Consider the following 24,993-nt stretch of genomic DNA (forward strand, 5'->3'; position numbering starts at 1 on the left):
GGAGAGGAGAAGCTATGCTGCAGGCATTTTACCCGAAGGAATATCTGGATTCTACATATGAGATAGACTTTGAAGGGTTTTACCGGAAGGGGTATCGGGGGATTATTTTTGATATTGATAATACGTTGGTGCCGCATGGGGCGCCGGCGGATGAAAGGGCGAAGGAGTTGTTTGACCGTTTGAAGAGGCTGGGATTTTCGTGCTGTCTGCTTTCAAATAATCAGAGGCCCCGTGTGGAGATGTTTAATGAAGAGATTCAGGTGCATTTTATTGAGAATGCGCATAAGCCGTCGGTAAAAAATTATCGGAGGGCTATGGAATTGATGCAAACGGATTTAAAGAGCACGCTGTTTGTCGGAGATCAGCTTTTTACGGATGTGTATGGGGCGAATCGCGCTGGCATTTATTCTATTTTGGTGAAGCCGATTCATCCGAAGGAGGAGATTCAGATTGTGCTGAAGCGGTATCTCGAGCGGATTGTTCTGTATTTTTACAAGCGAAAATATAAGACGGGATCTGGGAAATGATTTCAGGCGCTGTTTCGCGGCTGACGGAATAACAAGTAATGCAAGAAACGGGGAGGATGAACGGTATGATGGGACAGATGAGCTTATTTGATGATAGGGAGCAGCTGTCACCGCTGGCGAGCAGGCTGCGGCCGGAGTGCCTGGATGAGTATATGGGACAGCAGCATCTGATCGGGAAAGGAAAAATATTGCGCCGTCTGATTGAACAGGACCAGATTTCTTCCATGATTTTCTGGGGACCTCCGGGGGTAGGGAAGACGACGCTGGCCAGAATCATTGCAAAGCAGACGCGGGCGGAATTTGTAGAATTCAGCGCAGTGACAAGCGGAATCAAAGAGATCAAGGAAGTGATGCAGCAGGCAGAGAACAACCGGCGGTATGGAATCCGGACTCTGTTATTTGCGGATGAGATTCACCGTTTTAATAAAGCACAGCAGGATGCATTTTTGCCCTGGGTGGAAAAGGGGAGTGTGATTCTAGTCGGTGCAACGACGGAAAATCCTTCTTTTGAGATTAATTCAGCTTTGCTGTCCAGGTGCAAGGTATTTATTTTGAAGGCGCTGGAAGCGGAAGATCTGCTGCGCCTGCTTGAGCATGCGCTGAAAAGCCCGAAGGGTTTTGGGAACCTGGAAATTTCGATCAGCGAAGAGGAACTTTCGATGATTGCCGGTTTTTCAAACGGAGATGCGAGAACGGCTTTGAATACGCTGGAAATGGCCGTGCTTAATGGCAGAATGGATGAGCGCGGCGTTCTTTGTGTGGAGGAGGACGTGCTGGCACAATGTATGAACAGGCGGTCGCTTCTGTACGATAAAAATGGAGAAAGTCACTACAATCTGATTTCTGCGCTGCATAAGTCGATGCGGAACAGTGATCCGGACGCCGCCGTTTACTGGATGTGCCGGATGTTGGATGGAGGAGAAGAGCCCCTTTACATTGCGCGCAGGTTGATTCGTTTTGCAAGTGAGGACGTCGGCATAGCGGATTCGGAAGCGCTGCGGATAGCTGTGGCGGCGTATCAGGCGTGTCATTTTCTCGGGATGCCGGAATGCGATGTGCATCTGACCCATGCGGTGGTTTATCTCTCCATGGCTCCGAAATCGAATGCGCTTTACCTTGCCTGTGAGGCGTGTAAAAAGGATATCCGGGAAATGCCGGCAGAGCCGGTTCCGCAGCAGATCTGTAATGCCCCGACCAATCTCATGAAAGAGCTGCATTACGGAGAAGGCTATCAGTATGCGCACGATACGCAGGAAAAGCTGACAAAAATGCAGTGTCTGCCGGATTCTCTGGCAGGGCGCAGATATTATGAGCCAACAGATCAGGGAAGGGAGAAAGAGGTAAAAGAACGACTGGATGGCATATTAAAATGGAAACAGGAGAACTAGATGAGACCGGTTCTCCTGTGTGTTTTGATACAGGGCATATTTTATGCAGTTATAAAGGAATCCCAAGCAATTTTTCCACGGCAGATCGTATATTTGATTTTACCGGAAAGTTCCATTCCGGTAAATGGAGTGTTTTCTGACTTTGACTGATAATTCCCTGCGATAAAGGATTCCTGCGGATTGAAAATAACAAGATCTGCAACGCAGCCGGGGCGAATGGAGCCATAAAATGGCGAAGCAGTTTTTTTTGTCAGAAGAGTATTGGAGCCGGGGATGGCCATCTGGTTTATGGCATACAGCTTTGCAGGATTGACTGTCATTTTTTCAAGAAGCTGCATCATGGTCAGATGTCCCGGCTGTACTAGATTTGTGATACCGAGCGGTAAAGCGGTCTCAAGGCCGATGATACCGCTTGGGCAGGAGAAAAAGTTTTCCTGGTGCTTTTCCTCAGTGCTGTGGGGCGCATGGTCGGTGGCGATTACATCAATCGTACCGTCTTTCAGGCCCTCGATAATAGCGAGCCGGTCCTCCTCTGTGCGAAGAGGGGGATTCATTTTGGCATAGGTACCATGAAGTGCAACTGCTTCTTCTGTCAGGGAAAAATGATGCGGCGTTGCTTCTGCAAAGACTTTGGCGCCAAGTGCCTTTGCGGTGCGGACGAGTGCAACAGAGTTTTTGGAACTGATATGCTGAATGTTGATGACAGCTCCAGTGTGCAGAGCCAGCATGCAGTCCCGGGCAACCATGATATCTTCTGCAATCGAAGGAGCGGTACGGTGTGTGCCGCTTTTTTCAATGAAAGCAGGGTGTTCTTCGTGGAATGAGAGCGGCAGGCCGAGCATTTTTGCATGTAACATGGCGGCTTCTGTCAGCTTTTCATCCAGAAGCGGGATTCCGTCATCCGTAAAACCGGCTGCGCCATGTTTCGCGAGCGCTTCAAAATCAGTAAGCTCAATGCCTTTCAGCCCTTTTGTGACAGCAGCGGCGAAAAGAATACGGATTTTTTCGTGCTGGGCCCGGGCAACAAGATCACTTAACCGTTGTTCTGTATCGGTAGTCGGATTTGTGTTTGCCATACAGACAACCGTTGTAAAGCCTCCAGCAGCGGCAGCGCATGCACCCGTGTGCAAATCTTCTTTATAAGTAAAACCGGGGTCACGGAAGTGGACATGCACATCAATCAGACCGGGAGCTATCAGGCAGCCTGCGGCATCAATGACGGTTTCATCTTCCTGTGCTTCTAAAGTACCGATTTCTGTAATTCTATCTTCTGTAATGCGAAGATCTGCAACAAACTGTTCGTTTGTTCCGGGAGAAAAGATATGTCCATGTTTAATAATCATAGTCAGATACCTCTTTGTGTGTATTATTTTGTAAAGTAAAAATGGATTTAATTTCATTTTATGAGGGGCAAAAGAGTGTGTCAAGCTTTCTAAAAAAACAGTTGAAAAAAATGTTCAGATACGGTAAAATATTACAGGCGTGTATGTTGCCACAGGGAAAGAACAGACTTTTCTAAATGTGATTTCGAGAAAATCCTGTTTGGATAAATATAAGGAGGAATAATAGCAATGATTTCAGCAGGCGATTTTAGAAACGGCGTTACACTGGAGATGGAAGGAAATATTTATCAGATTATTGAATTCCAGCATGTAAAGCCTGGTAAGGGAGCTGCATTTGTCAGAACAAAATTAAAAAATATTATCAATGGTGGTGTGGTTGAGAAGACGTTCCGCCCGACTGAGAAGTTCCCGCAGGCTCGTATCGACCGTGTTGAGATGCAGTATCTCTACACAGACGGAGATCTGTTCCATTTCATGAACACAGAGACATACGATCAGATTGCCCTGAACCAGGATGCGATTGGCGACGCACTGAAGTTCGTAAAAGAAAATGAGATGGTAAAGATCTGTTCTCATAATGGCAATGTATTTGCAGTAGAGCCGCCTCTTTTTGTAGAGCTTGAAGTTACGGAGACAGAGCCAGGATTTAAGGGTGATACAGCGACAGGCGCAACAAAGCCGGCTACCGTTGAGACAGGCGCTGTTGTATACGTACCGTTGTTTGTTGAGACTGGCGATAAATTGAAGATTGACACGAGAACAGGAGAGTATCTGTCTAGAGTATAAGCTCAGAACAGATACGAAACGGCCGATATGGTTGTTGTGTATGGAGTGATATAATTACGCATGTTCCGTGTATTTTATTTATATGAACGCGCGTTTTATATGAATTAGATGAAATAAGAACCGTGAATTGGATCATAGTATCAGATTCACGGTTTTTTTATGCATACTTAAATGACTCGTAAAGATCATTGGCTATGTGTGACAAGTAAGACGGATTTTGTTGTTCCTTGATTTTTATGATATAGTAGCAGCAGTAACACTTGTGTAACTTTTGTCTCAGAAAAAAGTTTAAACAAAAAAGAAATAACTACTTGCAATATGTGAATATTAATGATATAGTAAGAGAAGAAAAATTCTGGCGCATATGCGCATCACTGTGTGGTTCACACAAATTTCCGATTTAAAAATATTCAGAAGGGTGGTTGTTTATTGGAGTACGTAGAATTTTTGGAGCAAGTCAAACTTACAGTACAGGAGAAAACAGGCCGGGAGACGAAGGTTTCGATCGGGCAGCAGATGAAAAACAACAGAGAAGGAGCTGGCAGCATAACGATACAACAGACAGGAGGAAATATTGCACCTGTGATTGATCTGGCTCCATACTATGAAGAACATCAAGCAGGTAAAACGCTTGAGGCGATAGCAGAAGAAATACTGGAAGTTTACAGGCAGAAGAAAACCTGCGGAACAATTGATTTATCCTTTTATACAGACTATGAAAAAGTAAGGAATTGCATTTCATGCAAACTTGTAAATTATGAAAGAAACTCTTATTTATTGGAACGGGTACCGCATCAAAGATTTCTGGATTTGGCCATTGTATATCATTGTACGGTAGAAAATGCATTGATTGGGAAAGGGAATATTTTGATCCAAAATGCACATCTGGAACTCTGGGATACAGATCTTAAGGAACTTCATGACGCAGCGATCAGCAATACAATTCGATGTTATCCCTATGAATTGATTGAAATTAGCGATATGTTAGCAGAACTGGTTGGGAGTTTGCCGAAAGAGGAAAAACCTCTTTATCCTATGTATGTATTGACGAATACACAAAGATGTTATGGAGCTGTTAACCTTATTCTGCATCCGGTACTGGAAGCCATTGCAGAAAAACTGGAGAGTGATTTTTTTGTTCTGCCAAGCAGTATTCATGAATGTATGATTGTACCGGTATCAGAGGAGATTCACCCCAAGGAATTACATCAGATGGTGCATGAGATTAACCTGGAACATGTGGCTCCGGAAGAAATTCTGGGCGAATCCGTATATCGTTATCAACGACAGAAAGGACGCCTTTTCACGGCATGGGAAGCTTATTCGGTATAATTTTCCGGCACCTCTTTTTGCATACAAAAAAGCAGCTTTTATAAGCTGCTTTTTAGCACACCTGGAGGGATTCGAACCCCCGGCACGTGGTACCGGAAACCACTGCTCTATCCCCTGAGCTACAGGTGTTTTTGAAATTGCCTAATTATAATAGCATAGTTTGAGTGAAAAGTAAAGCAGTGATTTTGCTTATTTTCAGATACAATGCGAGGAAAAACTTGCGGATATCGAAAGTCTGTGTCTGTCTTGATAGCCGATTATTCCTGATGTCGGATCTGCTTCCAGGCAAAAACACCCGTCCAGGAATCTGTGGTGCCGTCAACGACAATCGCACATATTTCAGATCAGAAGCAGGATTGACAGAGAGATTTATAAGTGTATAACGTGATATTTGACAGATGAAGTGATTATTAAAGATAATCAGATTTAGCATATAAAAGACAGATATCCATATGATTATGAACGATTTGAAAGAATATAAAAATTCCATGATTCCTTTTTTAAAAATAGAACAGAAAAAATGGGATAAATATTTGCGCAATAAGAAAATACTTTATAGTCGGGAATAAAAAAGTTATAATGCTTATACAATAACAGAGGAAAATACCTGTGGTGGTAAATTTTCGTGTCAACCACACGCCGCTGGTACTGACAAGGGGAAACCCTGAGAGATGCAGGAGAATGGCACGCCTGCCAAACAGTTTTTCTAATATGGATAACTGAATATTGAATACAACAATTAGATACCACCAGTCAGAAATGGCTGGTGGTATTTTGGTACTTGATTTTTTCATGAAAGGAAAGGTAAAAACTGTGAAAAGGTTTAAAGATTATTAATTATATGGTAAAATGGGAGAAAATAACAAGAAACGGAGAGTGTGAATTAAAAAAATGAAAAAGATGCTGTTGTGCATGATGCTGTTTTTGCTTTTGGTTGTCTTGTTCCGACTAAAGCAGAGGCAGCCATAAAGATCAGCAAGAAAACAGCAGCTTTGACTGTTGGGAAAACGTTGCAGCTTAAAGTGAGCGGAACAAAATTAAAGGTGACTTGGAGCAGTAGTAATAAGTCTGTTGCATCTGTGACACAAAAAGGAAAGGTCACTGCAAAGAAAAAAGGAACTGCAACGATTATGGTGGCTAAAGGCAAAGACTCATGCTATGCTCTTGAACCGGGACGTGAATGTGCTTTAAGAGCGTGGGAAGCAGATGATACATGGAATTCCTATAATATTACTCTGGGCGTAGAAAAGGCTACGAATATTATAGGGAATGCTTCTAAATATACAGTGCATTTTTAATTTTGGAAATGAGAATGTGATGGCAGAAGTGAGGAACGTAGGGAAAAAGAATGCGTATACAAATTTGGCGGTCGTATATTATAAGGATGGACGCATTGTAGGATACGATGATCGCTATGCAGATGTACAGAATCCGGGAACGGTAGATTATATGGAATTTCGGTTGCCATATGGAAGAGATTATAAGACGATAATTCCAGACAGCTATAAGCTCTATGTTAATTCCTCTTATACGTATACATGGATGAATTGAAATGCTTATTAATTATGGGAGGGCGGGTAACCGCTCTCTTTTTGTTTCATGAAAAATGTAGTAGAAGGGAGGCAAGAACTGTGAAGAGAACCAAAGTAATCAAGTGTTACAGTGACGTGGTACTGAAGTGAATTGTCAAAAAGAATGAAAAGCTGGAAGTATGCGAAGCAAGCGCAGAGTATCTTGTAAAAGAAGGCATGGCCGGGCTCATTGGTGAGGGCAAGCAGGCAAAGGCAGAGGGTATAACAGAACAACTAAAGGAAGAAAACTCCTTAGAATGGACAGGACGGCTCAATAATAAAAGGGCGTGTGCGAAGGAGATTATAGAGGAAGAGATTATTTTGAAATAATTGTCGGTGACGGCAGGGAGAAGTCTTTTCCTCCTTTTGTTGACTTTCCGACATGTGTGTCGTATAATAATTTCAGACATACATGTCGGAAAGTGGGAGCGTTTATGAATAAAAGAGGACTGGAAACAAGGAAACAAATAAAGAAATGTGCCTGTTCTTTATTTGCAGAAAAAGGTTTTAAACAAGTGACAATGAAGGATATCTGCGAAGTGGCAAAACTAAGCAGAGGCGGGTTGTATTGCCATTACGAAAGCATACGTCAAATCTTTCAGGAGATTATTGATGATATGACTAGTGAGCAGGATAATGAGATTGATTTAAGAATAGAACAAAATTATTCGGCAGTAACTATTTTGGATGATATTTTAAACAAGTACGAGAATGAAATGCTTGACAGCCAATCTTCATTAAGCATAGCAATTTATGAGTATTTTAGCATTCCTGATATTGCAAATCAGAATAATACGTTGTATGAACAATATTTAATTTCAGCCAATACATGGAAGAAGCTAATACAATACGGGATGGACAGACATGAATTTAATGAAGTGGATATTTCCGCAGTATTCGATTTAATTGTGTTTTCGTATCAAGGTGTAAGGATGTACAGTAAACTTATGCCTATGGATAAAGAAACGCCTTCCAGAATAATAAAAGAAATAAGAAAAATATTAGTGAAAAGCGGAAGTGATAGCGACATTATTTAAACATTTTAACTTGAATTAAAATGCATTATTTTTCCTTGCAATTAATGTAAAAAGGTGGTGTGAAAACATTGAAATTAAAAATTATTGGTAGCGGTGGCATGTCAATTATTCCGAGTTCATTTTGTAAATGTAAAATCTGTGAAGAAGCCAGACAAAAGGGTGGCAGGTATGAACGGTTAGGACCAAGCCTGTATATTGACGATATAAAAATGTTGATAGACACACCCGAAGATATTGCGGTAGCCTGTAACAGGCAAAGAATATCGGAAGTGAAACACCTTTCCATTTCCCATAGTGACCCAGATCATGTCAGGGGTATTAGGATTGTTGAAAAAATAGGTTGCGACTTTATTAAAGGAACGAGTTTGCCTATTGGCTTTTATGCACTTCCAGAGGTCATTAAAGATATAAACCAAATGAACCGTGATTGTTTTAAGTATTATGGTGACGTTCTTCAGTGTATTTCTGTTAATGAAACATCACATATAAAGATAGATAATATTAACATTGACTTAATAAACAATAATCCAAGCAGAAATATCACTTTTTATGTTATAAAAGAGGATGAAAAAAAGGTTATCTATGCCTGCTGTAATCCGAAACCTTTTGCTCATAATGATTTATATTTTGACGCAGATATTTTGATTATAAGCATGGTTTCTGATGATGGCATATTAAATGATGGAACGAAACTTATAGACACGCCATTGAAAGATGAAATATTAACATTGGATGAGGTTACAGAACTAAAAAACTATTATAGAATAAAAAAGATTATAGTCACACATATTGATGAAATATGGGGGAAATCATATGGCTATTATAATGTATTAGAAAAGGAGCTTGATAATATTTTATTTGCGTATGATGGCATGGAAATCATAATCTGAAAAGTTAAACACTACATAGTGACTAGGATGTTATGCCTGTTCCTAAAGAGTTATTGGATGAAAAAGTAACTTTTGTTATTAAAATTAATATTTATAAAAATGAGGAATTGATAGATGGTATGCGAAAAAATACGGCTTGTAAAGCCGACATTAGAACGGAAGAATGAAGCGCTTGAATATCGGCAGGAACATTATGATTTCGGGGAACAGGTAATCAATGGGAGTGAATTGTTTGATAAGATTGTTTCTTATGACGAATGGCTTGAGAAAGTTGTTTCCAATGCAAGTGCAGAAACGGTTGACCCTAATTGGGTTTTAACTGATACATTTTTTGCAGTTAGGGTGTCAGATAATAAAATTGTTGGCATTGTTGATTTGAGGTATCAATTAAATGATTTTCTGAAAGATTTTGGCAATTGTGGATATAGTGTAAGACCGTCAGAAAGAAGAAAAGGGTATGCTACTGAAATATTAAGACAATTATGTTTTGTTGCAAGAAAATACGGTCTGAAACAGTTACAATTATCAGTTGAAAAGGGGAATGTTGCTTCAATAAAAACAATTAAGAAAAACGGTGGAAATTATTGTAGGAGCTTTACTTTTGAAAATGAGGAAGCATATGTATATTTCATAAATCTTTAAAGGGGGATATATAGCGAGTAAGAAATGCTCTGCGGACAAACACATTCCTCGCCGTTGTCCAGGAGCAGACAGTTTCCGCAATCGTAGTTGCAGCACTCATGCACCAGCTGCTGGGCGGTTCGGTACTGCTGCTTATACGACGGCTTTTTTCTTTTGCCGTCGCCCAGCAGTTTTGGTATATTGTGTTTCTATCTATGATAAGAGAAGATTATTCGCTTGTTGGCAAGGTTTGCATGAGGGCAAAGAAATGCTGTTCTTCACCACTACTGAAATACATATACCATGCTTCCAACGTATCTGGCTGAAAAATTTCCAATCGCTCAATGATTTGCTTTGCCCACAATAAGGCTCCGGTAGAACTTGCAGTAATCAGATTTTGATCTGAGACGGATGGCTGATCAACATAGAACTGCTGGCCTTTGTAGCAGGGAGAAAACATTGCAAGGTATCCTGTCCCATTGCTGGTATGCAGGCGCTGATCCAGTAGACCGGCATTTGCCAGTGCAGTGGTGGCACCACAGATAGCACATACTGTAGCACCTGCTGAAAGAAGCCCTTTGGCCTTTTCGATAATAGCGCCATGCTTCGGGTCGTCCCAGGTGTTTGCGCCCGGCAACAGCAATACACTTTTTTCGTCCACTGCAACGTCGTTAATAGTACAATCAGGAAGTATAGTTAAGCCACCCATTGTCTTGATTGGCTCTTTTGAGATACCGACCATTTTGACCGCTATACCCGGTGCATCCTTTTTGAAAAAACGCTTTGAATTTAATTCCGCAGTAACATATCCCAATTCCCAGTCTGCCAAAGTATCAAGAGTATAAACATAAACCGTAAACATATCATTCCTCCGCTTTCATTTTCTGTTTCGCTGTTAACTTCTTCATTGTACCAGTCAATCATTGACATCAGTATGGCAACAATTTATATTAAAAGAGGACTTTTGAAAGGCGGTTATGAGATGAAAGTTGACAGACTTGTTAGTATTATTATGATACTCCTTGATAAAAAGCGTATAGGAGCACAGGAGTTAGCGGATATGTTTGAAGTTTCGCCTCGTACAATCTATCGTGACATAGACGCAATCAATATGGCGGGTATTCCGATTCGTTCAATATCAGGAGTTGGCGGCGGCTTTGAAATCATGCCAGAGTACAAGATTGATAAAAAGGTTTTTTCGACTGCCGATCTTTCCACAATTTTGATGGGGCTTTCCAGTCTTTCCAATATGGTTAGAGGTGATGAACTTGTAAATGTTCTCGCGAAAGTCAAGAGTTTCATCCCTGCCGACAAAGCGATAGACATTGAAATGAAAACAAATCAAATCTGCATAGATTTAAGCCCATGGCTGGGCAATAGAAATATCCAACCATACTTACAAATGATTAAAGCCGCTTTAGAGGGTTACAAGATAATTTCTTTTGAATACATAGCTCACCATGGAAATAAAACTGTACGAACTGTTGAGCCATACCAGCTTGTATTGAAAAGTAGCCATTGGTATTTTTATGGATACTGTTATGACAGAAACGACTACCGGCTATTTAGGCTATCCCGTATGTCAGACTTGCAAATGAGACAGGAAACCTTTGTTCCGCGGAATTTTCAAAAACCAAATATGGACTTTGAGGAAATTATAGATACGATGCAAACAGAAATTAAAATTCGCATTCATAAATCAGTGCTGGACAGGGTACTTGAATTTTGTACCTATGACCACTTTGAACCAGATGGTGATGAACATTACATTGTAAATTTTCCATTCATTGAAAATGAATATTACTATGATATTCTTCTTGGCTTTGGGGATAAATGTGAGTGCCTTGAACCTTTACACATCCGCACAAAAATAAAGCATAAAATATGCGGTATGGCTGCCGTATATGGAAATTAGAAACCATAAAAGCAATCAGCGACAATGTTACTTCAGATGATTGCAGAACTCAAAAAACGTGTAGAAGATCCGGACAAGAAAACGGCATAAATAAAATAAGGTTGAATTAGTCAGCCAGGAATCGACAAGGAGGCGGGCTTGCCACTGCTCCTTATTAAAACAAAGATATCACAGAGGGATGGAGGAATGCCGTCTTTTTTATAACAAAAAAAGTGCCTTTAAATCTGTAAAGATTTGCTGCGCGGGACACTCGCTGGTTACAAAAACATCGAAAAAGTGCCGTATTTGGACATTTTTTGAAAATATAATATTAGGATTTCTTTAAGAAACGGCCACTTTACATATATTTATAAGTATGCTAGAATTATTCTGAAATTTGTACTTGTTAAACTTCTAATGTTTAATAAGGCATGGCTTTTGTCTCAATTTATTTAAGGTTAGAGTCGTGAAATTTCAGTGATAATGAATAGCAGGGGGAGAACAAATGTTAGATAATTTCAAAGAGTGGATTTCCGATAATTTACGGTATATTCTACTTGGACTTGCAGGGATTCTGCTACTCGTGATTGCTTTTTTTGCGATCAGACTGGTGAGCGGGCTGGGTTCCCCGAAAGAAAAGAAGCCAGAGCAGGAGGCTGTTACAGAAGGGAATACAGAAGCAGGGACGGAGAGAAGGGTTTCGTCTACGCTTGTGAAAGATCAGGCAGATGTTTTGAAACTGATAAAAGAATACTATTCTGCACGTGGCAGCAAAAATTATGATGCAATTGCAGATATGTACGAGACATTTGATGACAAAGAGCGTTCCGATGTTGAGAAAAGTGATACTGCGGTAGAATCTTACAGCAATATTATGACATATTCCAAACCAGGTCTGACAGACGGTTCTTACGTGGTTTTTATCTATTTTGATGCAAAACTGACTGGAGTTACGACTTTAGTGCCAGGTTTAAGAGGTCTTTATCTGATTACAAACAACGAAGGTAAATTGCTGATTGCAGATACGAATGCGCATCCGGAGCAGGAGGCATATCTGAGAGAGCGAATGGCTGACGATGATGTGCAGGCGCTCAGCGAAGATGTGGATACCAAGCTGGAAAATGCCAAAGCCTCGGACCCGGAATTGAAAAAGCTTCTTGAGCCGGACAGCAGTCAGGATACCCCGCAGACAGACAGTCCTGACGGAGGAGACGGGGGAACACCGGTTACGGGTACTACGACGGGTACGATGGTAGCTACAACAGAAGTGAATGTACGTGGTGAGGCTTCAGCAGATGCAGCGCTTTACGGTGTGCTTACCCAAGGACAGTCGGTGGAGGTACTCGAGAACCTTGAGAGCGGATGGTCTAAAATCCGTTATACAGCAAATGGAACGACGATTGAAGGTTATGTGATGTCCCAATATTTGGGGTAGTATTCGTTCCAGACAGATGTAAATCTGGAAAATATAAAGATAACAGAAGCAGGCTGTTGTAAAATGCACAAGAATTTAGTTCGATTGCATTTTGCAGCAGCCTTTTATGTGCACGAGAAAAATCTTCGTTACTTGATCATTTTGGGGAAACTTTTATTGTACCGGATGTGCTCTTGTGTTAAACTAACGTAAGTGACTAAAATGCAGTGCTAAAAGTTCATAATGAGGTTCAGATACATGGGATTTGTGAAAGAGAAGATTGTCGGAGAAATCCGGTTAAATAAATATTTAAGCGATGCCGGAGTGTGTTCCAGGCGGGAAGCGGATCGTTTGATCGAAGCAGGACAGGTTTTGGTAGATGGCCGACCGGCAGTTTGTGGTATGAAACTTTTGCCTGGAGCGAAGGTTCTGGTTAAAGGCAGTGAGGTAGTGCGGGAAAAAGAAATGATTCTGTTGGCGGTGCATAAGCCAAGGGGCGTTGTTTGTACGACAGATAAGAGGTGGGATGACAAGACAATCTATGATCTGTTGAATTATCCGAAACGCATTTTTTCGGTCGGAAGACTGGATAAAGACTCAGAAGGTCTGCTTCTGATGACGAATAACGGGGATATTCTGAATAAAATTATGCGTGCTGGTAATTATCATGAGAAAGAGTATCTCGTAACAGTAGATAAAAAGATAACGCCTGAATTTCTTAAAAAGATGTCTGAGGGTGTGTATCTTTCAGAACTTGAAGTAAAAACGCGGCCGTGCAAAATATCACTGGCAGGAGAACGACAGTTTCGCATTATCCTGACGCAGGGGTTGAATCGTCAGATCCGCAGGATGTGTGCGGCATTTCATTATAAGGTGACACGTCTCATACGTGTCAGGATTATGAATATTGAACTTGGAAAGCTACAGCCCGGGGAATACCGAAGTGTGACACGCAGGGAGCTGGGAGTACTGCAAGAGCAGTTGGGGCAGATTCCAGGGAACAGGGAAAGGAATCAAAAAGTCAGATGAATCAGCAGATTGAACGGATGAAGGAATTATCTGAACAGCTTACAAAAGCATCAAAAGCGTACTATCAGGATGATCAGGAGCTCATGAGCAATTTTGAATACGACAGGCTGTATGATGAGCTGCAGAAGCTGGAACGGGACAGTGGTATTGTACTGGCCGGAAGTCCGACTGTGACGGTAGGATATGAGGCACTGGAGACTTTGCCTAAAGAGCGTCATGAGACGGTTATGCTTTCCCTTGGAAAAACAAAAGAACGCACGGAACTTGCAGCATTTGCGGGTGAGCATAAGGTACTTGTTTCATGGAAGCTGGACGGTCTTACGGTTGTATTGACTTATCGTAATGGCAGTCTTGCGAAAGCTGTTACGCGTGGAAATGGAGAGATTGGCGAAGTTATAACAAACAATGCCAGAGTTTTTCAGAATATACCGCTGCGCATTGCTTACCAGGGAGAATTGATTCTGCGCGGTGAAGCAGTGATTACGTATACAGAGTTTAAAAAGATCAATGAAGAGATAGGAGATATTGATGCAAAATACAAAAACCCGCGTAATCTCTGCAGCGGCTCGGTAAGACAGCTGAATAATGAGATTACAGCGAACCGGCATGTGCGTTTTTATGCCTTTTCACTTGTAAAAGCAGACGGGATTGATTTTCGCAATTCAAGAGCGGCACAGTTTGAGTGGCTTGGAGCGCAGGGCTTCGATGTTGTGGAGTATCGTGTCGCTGATGCGAAAAATATCGAAGATACAATTGATTATTTTGCGGAGAGAATACAGCATTATGACATTCCTTCCGATGGCTTGGTTGTGACCTATGATGACATAGCGTATGGCCAATCACTGGGAAGGACTGCGAAATTTCCGCGCGATTCGATTGCTTTTAAATGGCAGGACGAAACGAGAGAAACGAAGCTTCTGGAGATTGAATGGAGCCCGTCACGAACCGGACTGATTAATCCGGTGGCGATTTTTGAACCGGTAGAGCTGGAGGGAACGACCGTCAGCCGGGCGAGCGTCCATAATCTGAGTATCATGAAAGCACTGCGCCTTGGGCTTGGGGATACGATTACTGTATACAAAGCTAATATGATTATTCCACAGATTGCAGAAAATCTGACTGGGAGCGACAGCATTCCGATACCGGAAATGTGCCCCGTTTGCGGAGGGAAAACCGAGGTGCATTCCGTAAATGATGTAGAGACATTGTATTGTACGAATACAGAGTGCAGTGCGAAGAAAATCAAATCATTTACACTGTTTGTCAGCCGTGATGCAATGAATATCGAGGGACTTTCTGAGGCGACGCTGGAAAAATTTATTGCCAAAGGCTATATTCGCCGGTTTGCAGATATTTTCCATCTTTCAAAATATAAAGATGAAATTGTGGAGATGGAGGGATTTGGAGAAAAGTCTTACCAAAATCTGATCCAGAGTATTGAGTATGCCAGACAGACAACGCTTCCGAGGGTTATTTACAGTCTGGGAATTCCCAATATCGGTGTTGCAAATGCCAAGTTGCTTTGCCGTCATTTTGATTATGATCTGGATCGAATTCGTTCCGGCAGTGAGGAAGAGCTCGCAGCAGTGGAGGGACTCGGGCCAGTCATCGCAGCAGCAGTGGCCGGTTATTTTTCGGACCCGGTAAATGCCAAGAATCTTGACCTGCTCTGTGAGGAGGTTGTAATTGAACGGCCAGAGGCATCAGCAAAAGCACAGGTATTTGCGGGAAAAGTATTTGTGATTACTGGTAGCGTAAATCATTTTGAAAACCGGAATGAGTTGAAAGCATTTATTGAGGAGCGAGGAGGGAAGGTCACAGGTTCTGTTTCAAAGAACACAGATTATCTGATTAACAATGACACAGCCTCTACGTCTTCTAAGAATAAAAAAGCGAGGGAGCTTGAAATACCAATTCTGTCGGAAGAGGCATTTCTGGCAATTACAGAGGAGGCCGATGTTCCACAGTAATATTTAGTGAATAATTACGTTTGTCGCACAGCAATAGGAGCAGGGAATAATACCCCAGCGGAGATAAAAGACACAGGAGGAAAGAAAATGCCGATTAAAGTACGCAGTAACCTGCCGGCGAAAGAGATTCTGGAACGGGAAAATATTTTTGTGATGGATGAAAACCGGGCGGTACATCAGGACATCCGTCCGATTCACATTGCAATTTTAAATCTGATGCCACTGAAGGAGGATACGGAACTGCAGCTTTTGCGCTCTCTGTCGAATACGCCTCTACAGGTGGATGTGACATTTGTGAAAGTGAGTTCGCACGAGGCGAAAAATACGTCACGGAGCCATTTGAATGAGTTTTATGTTGAATTTGAGGACATCAGAGAACGTCGTTTTGACGGAATGATTATCACCGGAGCTCCAGTGGAGATGCTGGAATTTGAAGAGGTGGATTACTGGGAAGAGCTGAAAGAGATTATGGAGTGGACAAAAGAGAATGTAACCTCTACCATCTATTTATGTTGGGCAGCTCAGGCCGGGCTTTTTTACCATTATGGACTTCAAAAGCGTCGGCTGGATAAAAAAATGTTCGGCCTGTTCTGGCATCGTGTGCTAAACCGTAAGGTACCTCTGGTCCGCGGTTTTGACGATGCATTTCTTGCTCCACATTCCAGACATACGGATGTTCCCATAGAGGAAATTCGCAAAATACAGGAACTCACGATCCTCGCTGAGTCAGAGGAGGCCGGGCTGTTTTTGGCTATGGCAGATGACGGCCGGAAGATTTTTGTGATGGGTCATCCGGAGTATGACCGTGTGACGCTGGACGGGGAGTATCACAGAGATTTGAATAAAGGATTGCCGATTGAGGTTCCGAAAAATTATTATACAGACGATAATCCGGAAAACAAGCCACTGCTGCTGTGGAGGTCTCATGCCAACAATCTGTATACAAACTGGCTGAACTATTATGTATACCAGACAACGCCTTATGATATGATTGGTGCGCCAGATTTTACGAGAGTAACACAGAAATAGAAATGCTGCAGAGATGCTGATACTTACGAAAAGTTTCTTCTGCAGCATCTTTGTTTACTATGATGCTTTATAACGTTAAAATATTAACACTTTAAATGGTTGACATATAGAGCTGGGGAGTGGTATTCTTTTCCTGTACTTTCTGATAACTGCTGATACCTGATAAGGAGAGGAGAAGATTATGAGAAAAAGAAAAACAGCATTAGTAATTGCAATGGCTGCAGCACTTGCAGTGCCGAGCACGAGCGCGCTTGCCTGCACAGGACTGTATGTCGGAAAAGAGGCAAGTGAAAATGGAGCAACTGTGATAGCACGTACCGTTGACCTGCATCCGCTTGCGGCAACTTTTCTTGAAGTTGTTGTAGACCGCGTGGAAAATGAGCCGGGCAGAACGTATGACGGCGTAGCTGGATTCAGCTGGGAGCTTCCGGATACAACTTACAAGTATACATCCACTCCGATGGCAACCGGTATGGGATTCGGGCGTTACGGCTCCGCCTGCGCAAATGAATGCGGTGTTGCCATTACGGGAACTGTCACTGCATATATTCGTTCTGAGATCAGAGCAATGGATCCGCCAGTAAAGGGTGGTCTTTGCGAAGAGGTGGTTACAGAGCTGGTTGCAGCGACCTGTAAAACAGCACGTGAAGGCGTGGAACTGATCGGACAGATTATGGAAGAGCTTGGAAGCAGTGAGCAGAATATTCTCATGATCGCAGACCAGACAGAGGCGTGGTACGTAGAGACTTATACAGGACATCAGTGGGCGGCTGTTAAGATGCCGGAGGACGCTGTTTCTGTTTACGGAAATGAATTTATGATTCAGTATCTTGATCCGGAAGATGAGAATGTAATGTGCTCACCGGAGCTGTTTTCCATGCCGGAGGAGGCAGGACTGGCAGTAAAGGATGAAGAGAGCGGACAGATGGATATTTTTGCCACCTATTCAGGCAGACTGGCAAATTATGCGAACCGCCGCACCTGGGTTGGACATACGCTGCTTGCACCGTCTACGGCAGGCGATTATGCAACCAATACAAAATATGATCTTTTCTACAAACCGGACGAAAAAGTCAGTGTGGAAGACGTTCTGGAAGTATTCCGGAACCGTTTTGAAGGAACAGAGTTTTCACCGGATGAGACAGGACGTATTGACCAGCGTGTAATCGGTACAGAATCACAGGGTACTGCTCATGTGATTGAAGTGTATGACAATCTCCCGGCAGAAATGGCCTGCGTAACCTGGGCCTGCCTTGCAAATTCAGAGCATTCGGTCTATCTTCCGGTTTCCAATCTGGTTACAGACACAGCAGAAGCATTCAAGGCAGATACGGAAAAGGATTCCGGACTGACGTATGATGATTCCATGGCAAGTATTATCTTCAAACGCCTTTGCGCACTGAGTGAGCAGGATCGTAAATATTACGGCGCAGGTGTGCGTGATTACTGGCATAGCGTAGAGCTTGGTCTGCTTGAGGAATATCCGGATGTGCTGGCAGAAGCAGCAAAACTGTACGAGACTTCTCCGGAGGAAGCAGCGGCTTACCTCACAGAATATACGATTGAGAAGCAGAACAAAGCGCTTGAGGATGCCAATACCATGTATGATGAACTTACCTGGTACATGATGAACAATACAGACACGCTGAGATACAGCTTCAGTTACGGAACTCTGACGATGAGCGATACACGGAATCAGAAGCCATTTGTACCTTCTCTTGCAGAGACAGAAGAGGCAGAATAATCTCAGATATGGGATTTGAACGTAATAATTTGATGCATGGTATAAGGACAGATATCAGGAAGCAGAATAATTTATAATAGTAAAAAGAGACGGAGCTGTTGCAGGTAATTTATGCGGCAGTTCCTTTTTGGTTATTGGAAGAATAGTTATGCCGGGAGATATTTTTTGATATAAAGAAAGTTAAATTTTAAAGTACATGATAAAGTACATTGTCGCAGGCTTGCTATCCGGGGAAAAGCCATGTATAATTGCAGTGGATAAAGCAGCATGAAAGGATGGAATGATATTATGCTGGAATTAAAGAACATTTCGTTTGAAGTCTCGGATGAAAAAGAGGCTACAGAAATTATCAGAGATATGAATCTGACCCTGGACGAGGGGAAGTTTATTGTAATTACTGGTCCGAACGGCGGAGGTAAATCCACACTGGCGAAGCTGATTGCGGGAATCGAGACTCCTACGTCAGGAGAAATATGGTTTGACGGTGTGAATATCACGGACAAGAGTATCGCAGAACGTGCCCAGATGGGAATCGGATATGCATTTCAGCAGCCGGTGCGCTTTAAGGGGATTACCGTAAAAGACTTGATTCGACTGGCATCGGGGAAAACGATTTCTGTTTCGGAGGCCTGCCAGTATCTTTCAGAGGTCGGGCTATGTGCCAGAGATTATATAGACCGTGAGGTAAATGCGAGCCTTTCGGGCGGGGAGCTGAAGCGAATTGAGATCGCGACCGTGTTGGCACGGAAGAGCAGACTGTCTGTTTTTGATGAGCCGGAGGCCGGTATTGATCTGTGGAGTTTCCAGAATCTGATTCAGGTGTTTGAACGCATGCGAAAAGAAAACAGCAGAAATTCAATCCTGATTATTTCACATCAGGAGCGTATTTTGGATATTGCGGATGAAATTTTGGTGTTGTCTGATGGAAAAATTGTGGAGCATGGGACAAAAGAAGAGATATTGCCGGGACTTCTCGGTACAGATTCTGCAGTGAATGTGTGCGATAAATATCAGATGGGAGGGAAAAGAGAATGATGGATGAAATCCAGAAAAGGCTGCTAGAAGAGGTGGCTGACCTCCATGAGGTTCCGGAAGGCGCTTACAACATCCGTGCAAATGGAAAATCGGCAGCCAGGAATACTACGGCAAATATTGACATTGAGTCGAAAGAGGACGGAAGCGGAATTACCATTCGCATCAAAGAAGGTACAAAAAACGAGAGTGTGCACATTCCGGTTGTGCTCAGCCAGAGCGGTTTGAAGGAAGTGGTGTACAATGATTTTTATATTGGAGAGGACTGTGATGTGACGATTGTAGCAGGCTGCGGCATTGATAACTGCGGTGTGCAGGATTCGGAGCATGATGGTATCCATCGGTTTTATGTAGGGAAAAATGCCAAAGTAAAGTATGTAGAGAAGCATTACGGGTCAGGAGAGGGTAGCGGAAAGCGTATTTTAAATCCAGGCACAGAGGTCTACCAGCAGGAAGGAAGCGTGGTAGAGATGGAGATGGTGCAGATCAAAGGCGTTGATTCCACAAAACGTGATACGTATGCGGAGCTTGCGGCAGGCGCGAAGCTGCTTGTCCGGGAGCGTCTGATGACGCATGGAGATCAGACAGCGATCAGCAATTATGAGGTGAAGCTTGATGGAGAACAATCGCACGCAGATGTGGTTTCCAGGTCTGTTGCGAAGGATTCTTCTTATCAGAAATTTGACGCAAAGATTATTGGAAACGCTGCGTGCAGCGGCCATACCGAGTGCGATGCCATTATTATGGGAAATGCCCGGATTCTTGCTGTGCCACAGCTGGAGGCCAATGATCTTGATGCTGCACTGATTCATGAGGCTGCGATCGGGAAAATAGCGGGAGAGCAGATTGTTAAATTGATGACGCTCGGACTTACGGAGCAGGAAGCTGAAGAGCAGATTATCAATGGATTTTTAAAATAAGATTTCACGTGATTGCGAAAACTGCATTTTGGATATAAGAAAAGCTGTCGCACAGACACAAATTTCAGGATCGGACAAAAGGTTCCATTTCCATGAAACTGTGGATTGTGTGACAGCTCTTTTTTAGTCTGTGTTTTGCCGGAACTTATTTTGCAGCAGTTACCGTTGTGATATGCGGATTAACGCCTTCATACCAATACAGGAAGCCTTCCATATCAATGATATCGCCGATTTTCAGTTCCGTAACTGCTTTATAAACATCGGTCGTATTATCGCACAGGTAAGATTCTACAGTAAAGGTATAGGTTTCGCCGTTTAAAGAAACGTTGAAATAAAGATCGTCACCGTCTGTACCGGAGCCGTCCCAGTTGTACAGGAATGCCACGTCGTTGCCATTTTCATCCTGTCCGGCAGCTTCCACTGTCATTCCTTTGAAAGCGACGAATTCGTTCTGATGTTCGATCAGCTCATCTTTGCCAAGCAGCTCTGTCACGTCTGTGACCGGAGCGATGTACTCCTCGCCTTCGAGGATTTCAAATGTAGCGTCAATAATTTCTACCTCGCCGGACCATTCCGCTTTGTATCCGGTTACTTTAATTTTGGTTCCCGGAACGAGCTTTTCATAGTCTTCCTCAGAGCAGGCCATGTTGTAGAGGAAATAAGCGCCGTCTTCATTCTGGGAATAAACTGTGGCCTTGTCCTCCCACCAGGACTGTTTTGCCTGTACGTAGGTTTCAACAGTAACCTCGGTTTCGAGTTCTGCGGCAACGTATTCGTCATGGGTCATAACGCCTTCCGATGTTTCTCCGGCCAGAGCGGTTACGGAAAAAGTGAGTGTAAGAGAAAGTGCCGTTAAGAATGCAATACCTTTTTTCATAATAATTCTCCTTTTCGTATTTGATATCACCTACATTATACTCGAAAAAAAAGAAAAAGCAATGTTATTGATATTTTCTTAACAATCTTTCTTCGTTTTTTTCAGCGTCTGGAAAGCAAGATACAGAAAGATGACGCACCATACAGCAAAGAGAACACCGAGCAGAGCAGCCGATGCGCCGGGCAGTGGTCCGAGCTCTTTTTTGCCGTTGCCTGCGGCCGAGCTTTCACCCAAGTGGCACAGGGAGGCTACATCGTTGTAAAGTTTTTCGATGTAGTCGTCGTTTATTTCCTGTTTTCTGCGCACGGATTTTGTTACATTTTCAATGAGCTGTCCAGCGGCGTCGCGCAAAGATGCGGAGCCGTTAAATACAGGAGTTACAAAGGTGTCATTGACATGATCGAGCAGTAACTTTGAAGCTTTGATTTTCACGTCATAGTAAGCAGAGTTATCTTCCCCGCAGCGGGAGAGATAGTCCTGATATTCCTCTGACTCCTGCGCTTTCTTTGTGACAGGGACGTAACCTTCCGTCCTGGAGTATGCAATCTGTACTTCATTTGTCAGGAGATATTGTGTAAAAAGCCAGGATGCCAGAACCTCCTGGGGATCTTCTTTGCCGAAAATACAAAGAGAGGGACCCTGAGAAATCATCTGCGGATTTTGCGGATCAAACTGAGGAATCGTCATGACCTCTGTGTCGAACTTTACAAGCGCTTCTTTGCTGATATCTACGAGCGGCGCGTCACACCCCATCCAGGTTGCGCCGGCAGTGGAGTCGATTGCAAAGATACACTGGCCGGCATTCAGAAAATTGGCCGGATAGCTTGAAATCTTGAATGTGGAGAACGCACCGTTTTTCACGTGTGAGGCTATCGTGTAAAGCAACTCCTTTGTCGTATCGTTAAACAGCTGGATTTCTCCGCTGTCTGTGGAATAACCGGCCTCTTTTTGACGAAGCATCTGAATCATCATATTGTCCGTTGACTTATAAATAAACGGTATCATGACTTCCTGCTGATTGACAAGGAATTTGCCATTCGCATCTTTGGCTGTTGCGGCTTCGGAAACTTCCCAGATAAAATCCCAGGTGAGCGTTTCGGGCAGTGTATAGCCAAGCTCTTCCACGTACGTTTTATTGACGTAGCATGCTTCAGTAGAACGCATGAATGGAACTGCATAATAGTGTCCTGCAAAAGAACATTCATCCAGAAAGTAGGGGATGAGTTCGGACTGCTTTGGTGCATCAAAAGCAACTTCGCTGCCGCCGAGCCCGTATTTTTCATCCGTGAAAAAGGCATCGAGTGGAACTACAGTCCCTTCTCCGGTCAGATAGGTCGCGATATGATCCGGATAGGTGATGCAGACATTTGGCGTCGTATTTGTTGCGATGTTTGTGATGACATCATTATAGATTTTTCCATAGTCCGTATACAGACGAAGTGTGACTGTGATATTGGGATACTGTTTTTGAAAATCGCTGATCGCTTTTTTATAGATATCTGTCTGCGTCTTGTTTGTGTCATTTTTAGCCCAGAATGTGATTTCATAGTCCTTTGAGGTGTCAAAAGACTCAGGGATTGCGATCGTATTTTGTTTGCGGGAGCCGTGGCAGCCCGTCAGTGACAGGACGCAGGCTGCAAGGCAGGAAAAACAGAGCAATTTTTTGAGCATATGCATCATCCTTTTGTACCCCCTCTCGAAACACCAGCCATAATTTTTTTTCGGAACAACAGGAATAGTAGAATCAGCGGGAGCGAGATGACGGTAACTGCGGCCATCATGGCCGGAATATTCTCACGACCGAAGCCGTTTTCCCGGATTTCCTGAATCCCGTTTGAGACAAGATAATACGCTGCGTCGTCGGTGATCAGCCGTGGCCATACATAGGAGTTCCAGCACTCGATGATTTTCAGAATCGTGATTGTGATGAGCGTAGGGCGGCAGATGGGAAGCAGAACACGGCACAGATATTTAAAATCTGAAGTTCCGTCAACCTTTGCGGCACGGTAAAGCTCGTCCGGTACCTGCTCAAAGTTTTCTTTCAGCAGATAAATATAAAATACAGAGGTAACGGACGGGAGAATCAATCCTGCAAAGGTGTTGCGCATGTCCCAGTTTGTTATTGTTACGAAATTTGTGATGACAACCAGCTCGTTCGGGATCATCATCAGTGAGAGAAACAGGGTGAAGGTAAGCTGTTTTCCGCGAAATTGCAGACGCGCGAAAGCGAATGCGGACAGTATGATCACGATCAGCATGGCAGCTGTGGTCACAATGGTAAAAAAGACTGTGTTCAGCAGGTATTTTCCAAGCGGTACGGCAGTGAAAGCGTCTGCATAGTTCTGCAGAGTCGGTGTCAGGGTAAAAAATGCCGGGATATGTTCGGCATTGTAGGAACCGTAGCTTTTTATGGAAGTCAAGAGCATCCAGTAAAAAGGAAATAATACGACGACTGCCCAGAAGGTCAGCAGTAGATAGACCAATGTACGTTGTATGCGTTTACGGGTCCGGGCAGATTGTTCTATTTTCTGATAATTTATTTGATTTTCCATGTTGTTTATCCTTTTCCAATCGGATTTTGAGGTTTCGTCAATATTCTGCGGACGATATAAATCAGTGATAGCAAAAATACGATATGCGTTTTTACTGATCGAAAGACTGACTCAAGAATAATGCACGTGCTTTTTGCTTACAAGCAGGTTGATGCAGGTGATGGTGAGCACAATGACGAACAAGAGAATGGCGGCAGCAGATGCGTAGGACGGATAACCGCCGCTGTTTCCGTAGAGCATGTCATAGACATAGCCGACGATTGTGTTCATGCCCGCTGCGTTCAAATCTGTACCGAAAAGTGCGACCGCATCGCTGTAGGCTTTGAAAGCGCCGATGAATCCGGTAATGACCAGATAAAAAACGGTGGGAGAGATCATCGGAAGCGTGATGCGCAGAAAAATTCGTCGTTTCGAGGTACCGTCAACCCGGGCAGCATTGTAATAGTTCTGATTCACGGATGCAAGGGCGCTTGTCAAAAGCAGCACCTTGAATGGCATGACAATCCAGATCGTATAAAAGCACAATACAAACATTTTGGCCCAGTATGGTCCGTCAATGAAATCAACCGAGCTGCCGCCGAACCAGTTGATGAGCAGATTGATCATGCCGTCTGAGTACGCCGTCTTTTTAAACAAAATCATAAATACGAGGCCTACAGCCAGCGTATTGGTCACATAGGGCAGAAAATATACGGTCTGAAATAGGTTCCGCAGCGGTTTGATCGAAGAAAGAGCCGCCGAAAGCAGGAGTGCGAATGCTGTGGAAAGGGGAACCGTGATAATGACCAGAATCAGTGTATTTTTGACTGCCTGCAAAAAATAAGGGTCGCGCAGCACATAAGCGTAGTTGTAGCTTCCGACACCAAAATAAGTCTGGGATGCAAAGTTATACCCTTCTTCGAAAGAATAAATAAAAACATCAATCAACGGATACACCATAAAGAATCCCAGGAAGAAAAGCGCCGGAAGAAGATAGAGCCAGGCTTTTGTATTTCTTTTTTCCATAAAAGTTCCTCCGTTTGGGGTTATGATAAGTT

General features: G+C 43.2%; 23 protein-coding genes, 1 tRNA gene and 2 pseudogenes. 18 read left to right on the top strand and 8 right to left on the bottom strand.

Features of this window, described 5'->3' with window-relative positions; all coding sequences use genetic code 11:
• The first annotated feature begins 14 nt into the window (after positions 1-14).
• Both AC6I2O_RS18080 and AC6I2O_RS18085 read left to right on the top strand, forming a co-directional pair.
• Positions 15-527, top strand: a complete 513-nt coding sequence (locus AC6I2O_RS18080; protein WP_120391552.1) for a YqeG family HAD IIIA-type phosphatase — start codon at positions 15-17, stop codon at positions 525-527.
• Between the two features lie 68 nt (positions 528-595).
• A complete protein-coding gene (locus tag AC6I2O_RS18085) occupies positions 596-1,915 on the top strand; it encodes a replication-associated recombination protein A (RefSeq protein WP_497743458.1) in 1,320 nt (439 codons plus the stop codon).
• Positions 1,916-1,956: 41 nt separating this feature from the next.
• Here AC6I2O_RS18085 and AC6I2O_RS18090 read toward each other — a convergent pair whose 3' ends face one another.
• Positions 1,957-3,258: a dihydroorotase gene (locus AC6I2O_RS18090; RefSeq protein ID WP_497743420.1), complete on the bottom strand. Its 1,302-nt coding sequence runs from the start codon at positions 3,256-3,258 to the stop codon at positions 1,957-1,959.
• Between the two features lie 228 nt (positions 3,259-3,486).
• Between AC6I2O_RS18090 and efp the strand changes: the two genes are divergently transcribed.
• Together efp and AC6I2O_RS18100 are read left to right on the top strand one after the other, a co-directional pair.
• On the top strand, positions 3,487-4,044 hold the full coding sequence (gene efp, locus AC6I2O_RS18095; protein ID WP_120391554.1) for an elongation factor P: 558 nt from the start codon (positions 3,487-3,489) through the stop codon (positions 4,042-4,044).
• Positions 4,045-4,473: 429 nt separating this feature from the next.
• The gene (locus AC6I2O_RS18100; RefSeq protein ID WP_120391555.1) at positions 4,474-5,376 is read left to right on the top strand and encodes a DUF5688 family protein; all 903 of its coding nucleotides are present in this window, start codon (positions 4,474-4,476) and stop codon (positions 5,374-5,376) included.
• A 56-nt stretch (positions 5,377-5,432) separates the two neighbouring features.
• On the opposite strand, the gene AC6I2O_RS18105 is transcribed toward AC6I2O_RS18100, so the two are convergent.
• Positions 5,433-5,505, bottom strand: a tRNA-Arg gene (locus AC6I2O_RS18105).
• 779 nt (positions 5,506-6,284) lie between these two features.
• Between AC6I2O_RS18105 and AC6I2O_RS18110 the strand changes: the two genes are divergently transcribed.
• The 6 genes and pseudogenes from AC6I2O_RS18110 to AC6I2O_RS18135 all read left to right on the top strand — a co-directional run bounded on the left by AC6I2O_RS18110 (position 6,285) and on the right by AC6I2O_RS18135 (position 9,516).
• On the top strand, positions 6,285-6,674 hold the full coding sequence (locus AC6I2O_RS18110; RefSeq protein WP_120391556.1) for an Ig-like domain-containing protein: 390 nt from the start codon (positions 6,285-6,287) through the stop codon (positions 6,672-6,674).
• 19 nt (positions 6,675-6,693) lie between these two features.
• A complete protein-coding gene (locus AC6I2O_RS18115) occupies positions 6,694-6,927 on the top strand; it encodes a hypothetical protein (RefSeq protein WP_120391557.1) in 234 nt (77 codons plus the stop codon).
• 230 nt (positions 6,928-7,157) lie between these two features.
• A pseudogene (locus AC6I2O_RS18120) lies at positions 7,158-7,277 on the top strand (TnpV protein); the annotation flags it as partial.
• 104 nt (positions 7,278-7,381) lie between these two features.
• Complete coding sequence (locus AC6I2O_RS18125; protein WP_120391559.1) at positions 7,382-7,984, top strand: TetR/AcrR family transcriptional regulator; 603 nt, start codon at positions 7,382-7,384, stop codon at positions 7,982-7,984.
• Positions 7,985-8,052: 68 nt separating this feature from the next.
• Positions 8,053-8,874, top strand: a complete 822-nt coding sequence (locus AC6I2O_RS18130) for an MBL fold metallo-hydrolase (RefSeq protein WP_120391560.1) — start codon at positions 8,053-8,055, stop codon at positions 8,872-8,874.
• A gap of 114 nt (positions 8,875-8,988) precedes the next feature.
• Positions 8,989-9,516: a GNAT family N-acetyltransferase gene (locus AC6I2O_RS18135; RefSeq protein WP_120391561.1), complete on the top strand. Its 528-nt coding sequence runs from the start codon at positions 8,989-8,991 to the stop codon at positions 9,514-9,516.
• A gap of 11 nt (positions 9,517-9,527) precedes the next feature.
• On the opposite strand, the pseudogene AC6I2O_RS18140 reads toward AC6I2O_RS18135, so the two are convergent.
• Positions 9,528-9,683: pseudogene (locus AC6I2O_RS18140) on the bottom strand (cysteine-rich VLP protein); the annotation flags it as partial.
• 41 nt (positions 9,684-9,724) lie between these two features.
• Positions 9,725-10,357 carry a type 1 glutamine amidotransferase family protein gene (locus AC6I2O_RS18145; RefSeq protein WP_120391562.1) on the bottom strand — a complete coding sequence of 211 codons (633 nt, stop codon included), beginning with the start codon at positions 10,355-10,357 and terminating at the stop codon, positions 9,725-9,727.
• Between the two features lie 120 nt (positions 10,358-10,477).
• On the opposite strand from AC6I2O_RS18145, the gene AC6I2O_RS18150 reads away from it, so the two are divergent.
• The 8 genes from AC6I2O_RS18150 (at position 10,478) to AC6I2O_RS18185 (ending at position 20,527) form a co-directional block, all read left to right on the top strand.
• Positions 10,478-11,410, top strand: a complete 933-nt coding sequence (locus AC6I2O_RS18150; protein WP_120391563.1) for a helix-turn-helix transcriptional regulator — start codon at positions 10,478-10,480, stop codon at positions 11,408-11,410.
• A 484-nt stretch (positions 11,411-11,894) separates the two neighbouring features.
• Positions 11,895-12,824 (top strand): SH3 domain-containing protein, encoded by a 930-nt coding sequence (locus AC6I2O_RS18155; protein WP_120391564.1) that lies wholly within the window; start codon positions 11,895-11,897, stop codon positions 12,822-12,824.
• 237 nt (positions 12,825-13,061) lie between these two features.
• The gene (locus AC6I2O_RS18160) at positions 13,062-13,832 is read left to right on the top strand and encodes a pseudouridine synthase (protein ID WP_120391565.1); all 771 of its coding nucleotides are present in this window, start codon (positions 13,062-13,064) and stop codon (positions 13,830-13,832) included.
• Complete coding sequence (gene ligA, locus AC6I2O_RS18165; RefSeq protein WP_497743421.1) at positions 13,829-15,802, top strand: NAD-dependent DNA ligase LigA; 1,974 nt, start codon at positions 13,829-13,831, stop codon at positions 15,800-15,802. Before AC6I2O_RS18160 ends, ligA begins: the two co-directional genes overlap by 4 nt.
• Before the next feature lie 87 nt (positions 15,803-15,889).
• Entirely contained in the window at positions 15,890-16,831 is a 942-nt protein-coding gene (gene metA / locus AC6I2O_RS18170) for a homoserine O-acetyltransferase MetA (RefSeq protein WP_120391567.1), read from the top strand.
• A 181-nt stretch (positions 16,832-17,012) separates the two neighbouring features.
• The gene (locus AC6I2O_RS18175; protein WP_120391568.1) at positions 17,013-18,575 is read left to right on the top strand and encodes a C69 family dipeptidase; all 1,563 of its coding nucleotides are present in this window, start codon (positions 17,013-17,015) and stop codon (positions 18,573-18,575) included.
• Between the two features lie 288 nt (positions 18,576-18,863).
• Positions 18,864-19,610, top strand: coding sequence for an ABC transporter ATP-binding protein (locus AC6I2O_RS18180; protein WP_497743459.1), 747 nt, complete (start codon positions 18,864-18,866; stop codon positions 19,608-19,610).
• Positions 19,607-20,527 carry a SufB/SufD family protein gene (locus AC6I2O_RS18185; RefSeq protein WP_120391569.1) on the top strand — a complete coding sequence of 307 codons (921 nt, stop codon included), beginning with the start codon at positions 19,607-19,609 and terminating at the stop codon, positions 20,525-20,527. The genes AC6I2O_RS18180 and AC6I2O_RS18185 overlap by 4 nt, the downstream gene beginning before the upstream one ends.
• Positions 20,528-20,672: 145 nt before the next feature.
• Here the strand turns inward: AC6I2O_RS18185 and AC6I2O_RS18190 are convergent, their stop codons facing one another.
• The 4 genes from AC6I2O_RS18190 to AC6I2O_RS18205 form a co-directional block, all read right to left on the bottom strand.
• The gene (locus AC6I2O_RS18190) at positions 20,673-21,404 is read right to left on the bottom strand and encodes a hypothetical protein (protein ID WP_120391570.1); all 732 of its coding nucleotides are present in this window, start codon (positions 21,402-21,404) and stop codon (positions 20,673-20,675) included.
• A 78-nt stretch (positions 21,405-21,482) separates the two neighbouring features.
• A complete protein-coding gene (locus AC6I2O_RS18195; protein ID WP_497743422.1) occupies positions 21,483-23,075 on the bottom strand; it encodes an ABC transporter substrate-binding protein in 1,593 nt (530 codons plus the stop codon).
• Positions 23,076-23,080: 5 nt separating this feature from the next.
• The gene (locus tag AC6I2O_RS18200) at positions 23,081-23,956 is read right to left on the bottom strand and encodes a carbohydrate ABC transporter permease (RefSeq protein ID WP_120391571.1); all 876 of its coding nucleotides are present in this window, start codon (positions 23,954-23,956) and stop codon (positions 23,081-23,083) included.
• Between the two features lie 111 nt (positions 23,957-24,067).
• Positions 24,068-24,961: a carbohydrate ABC transporter permease gene (locus AC6I2O_RS18205; RefSeq protein WP_120391572.1), complete on the bottom strand. Its 894-nt coding sequence runs from the start codon at positions 24,959-24,961 to the stop codon at positions 24,068-24,070.
• Between the last annotated feature and the right edge of the window lie 32 nt (positions 24,962-24,993).

It is taken from the genome of Blautia sp. St.27G3 (assembly GCF_059728505.1).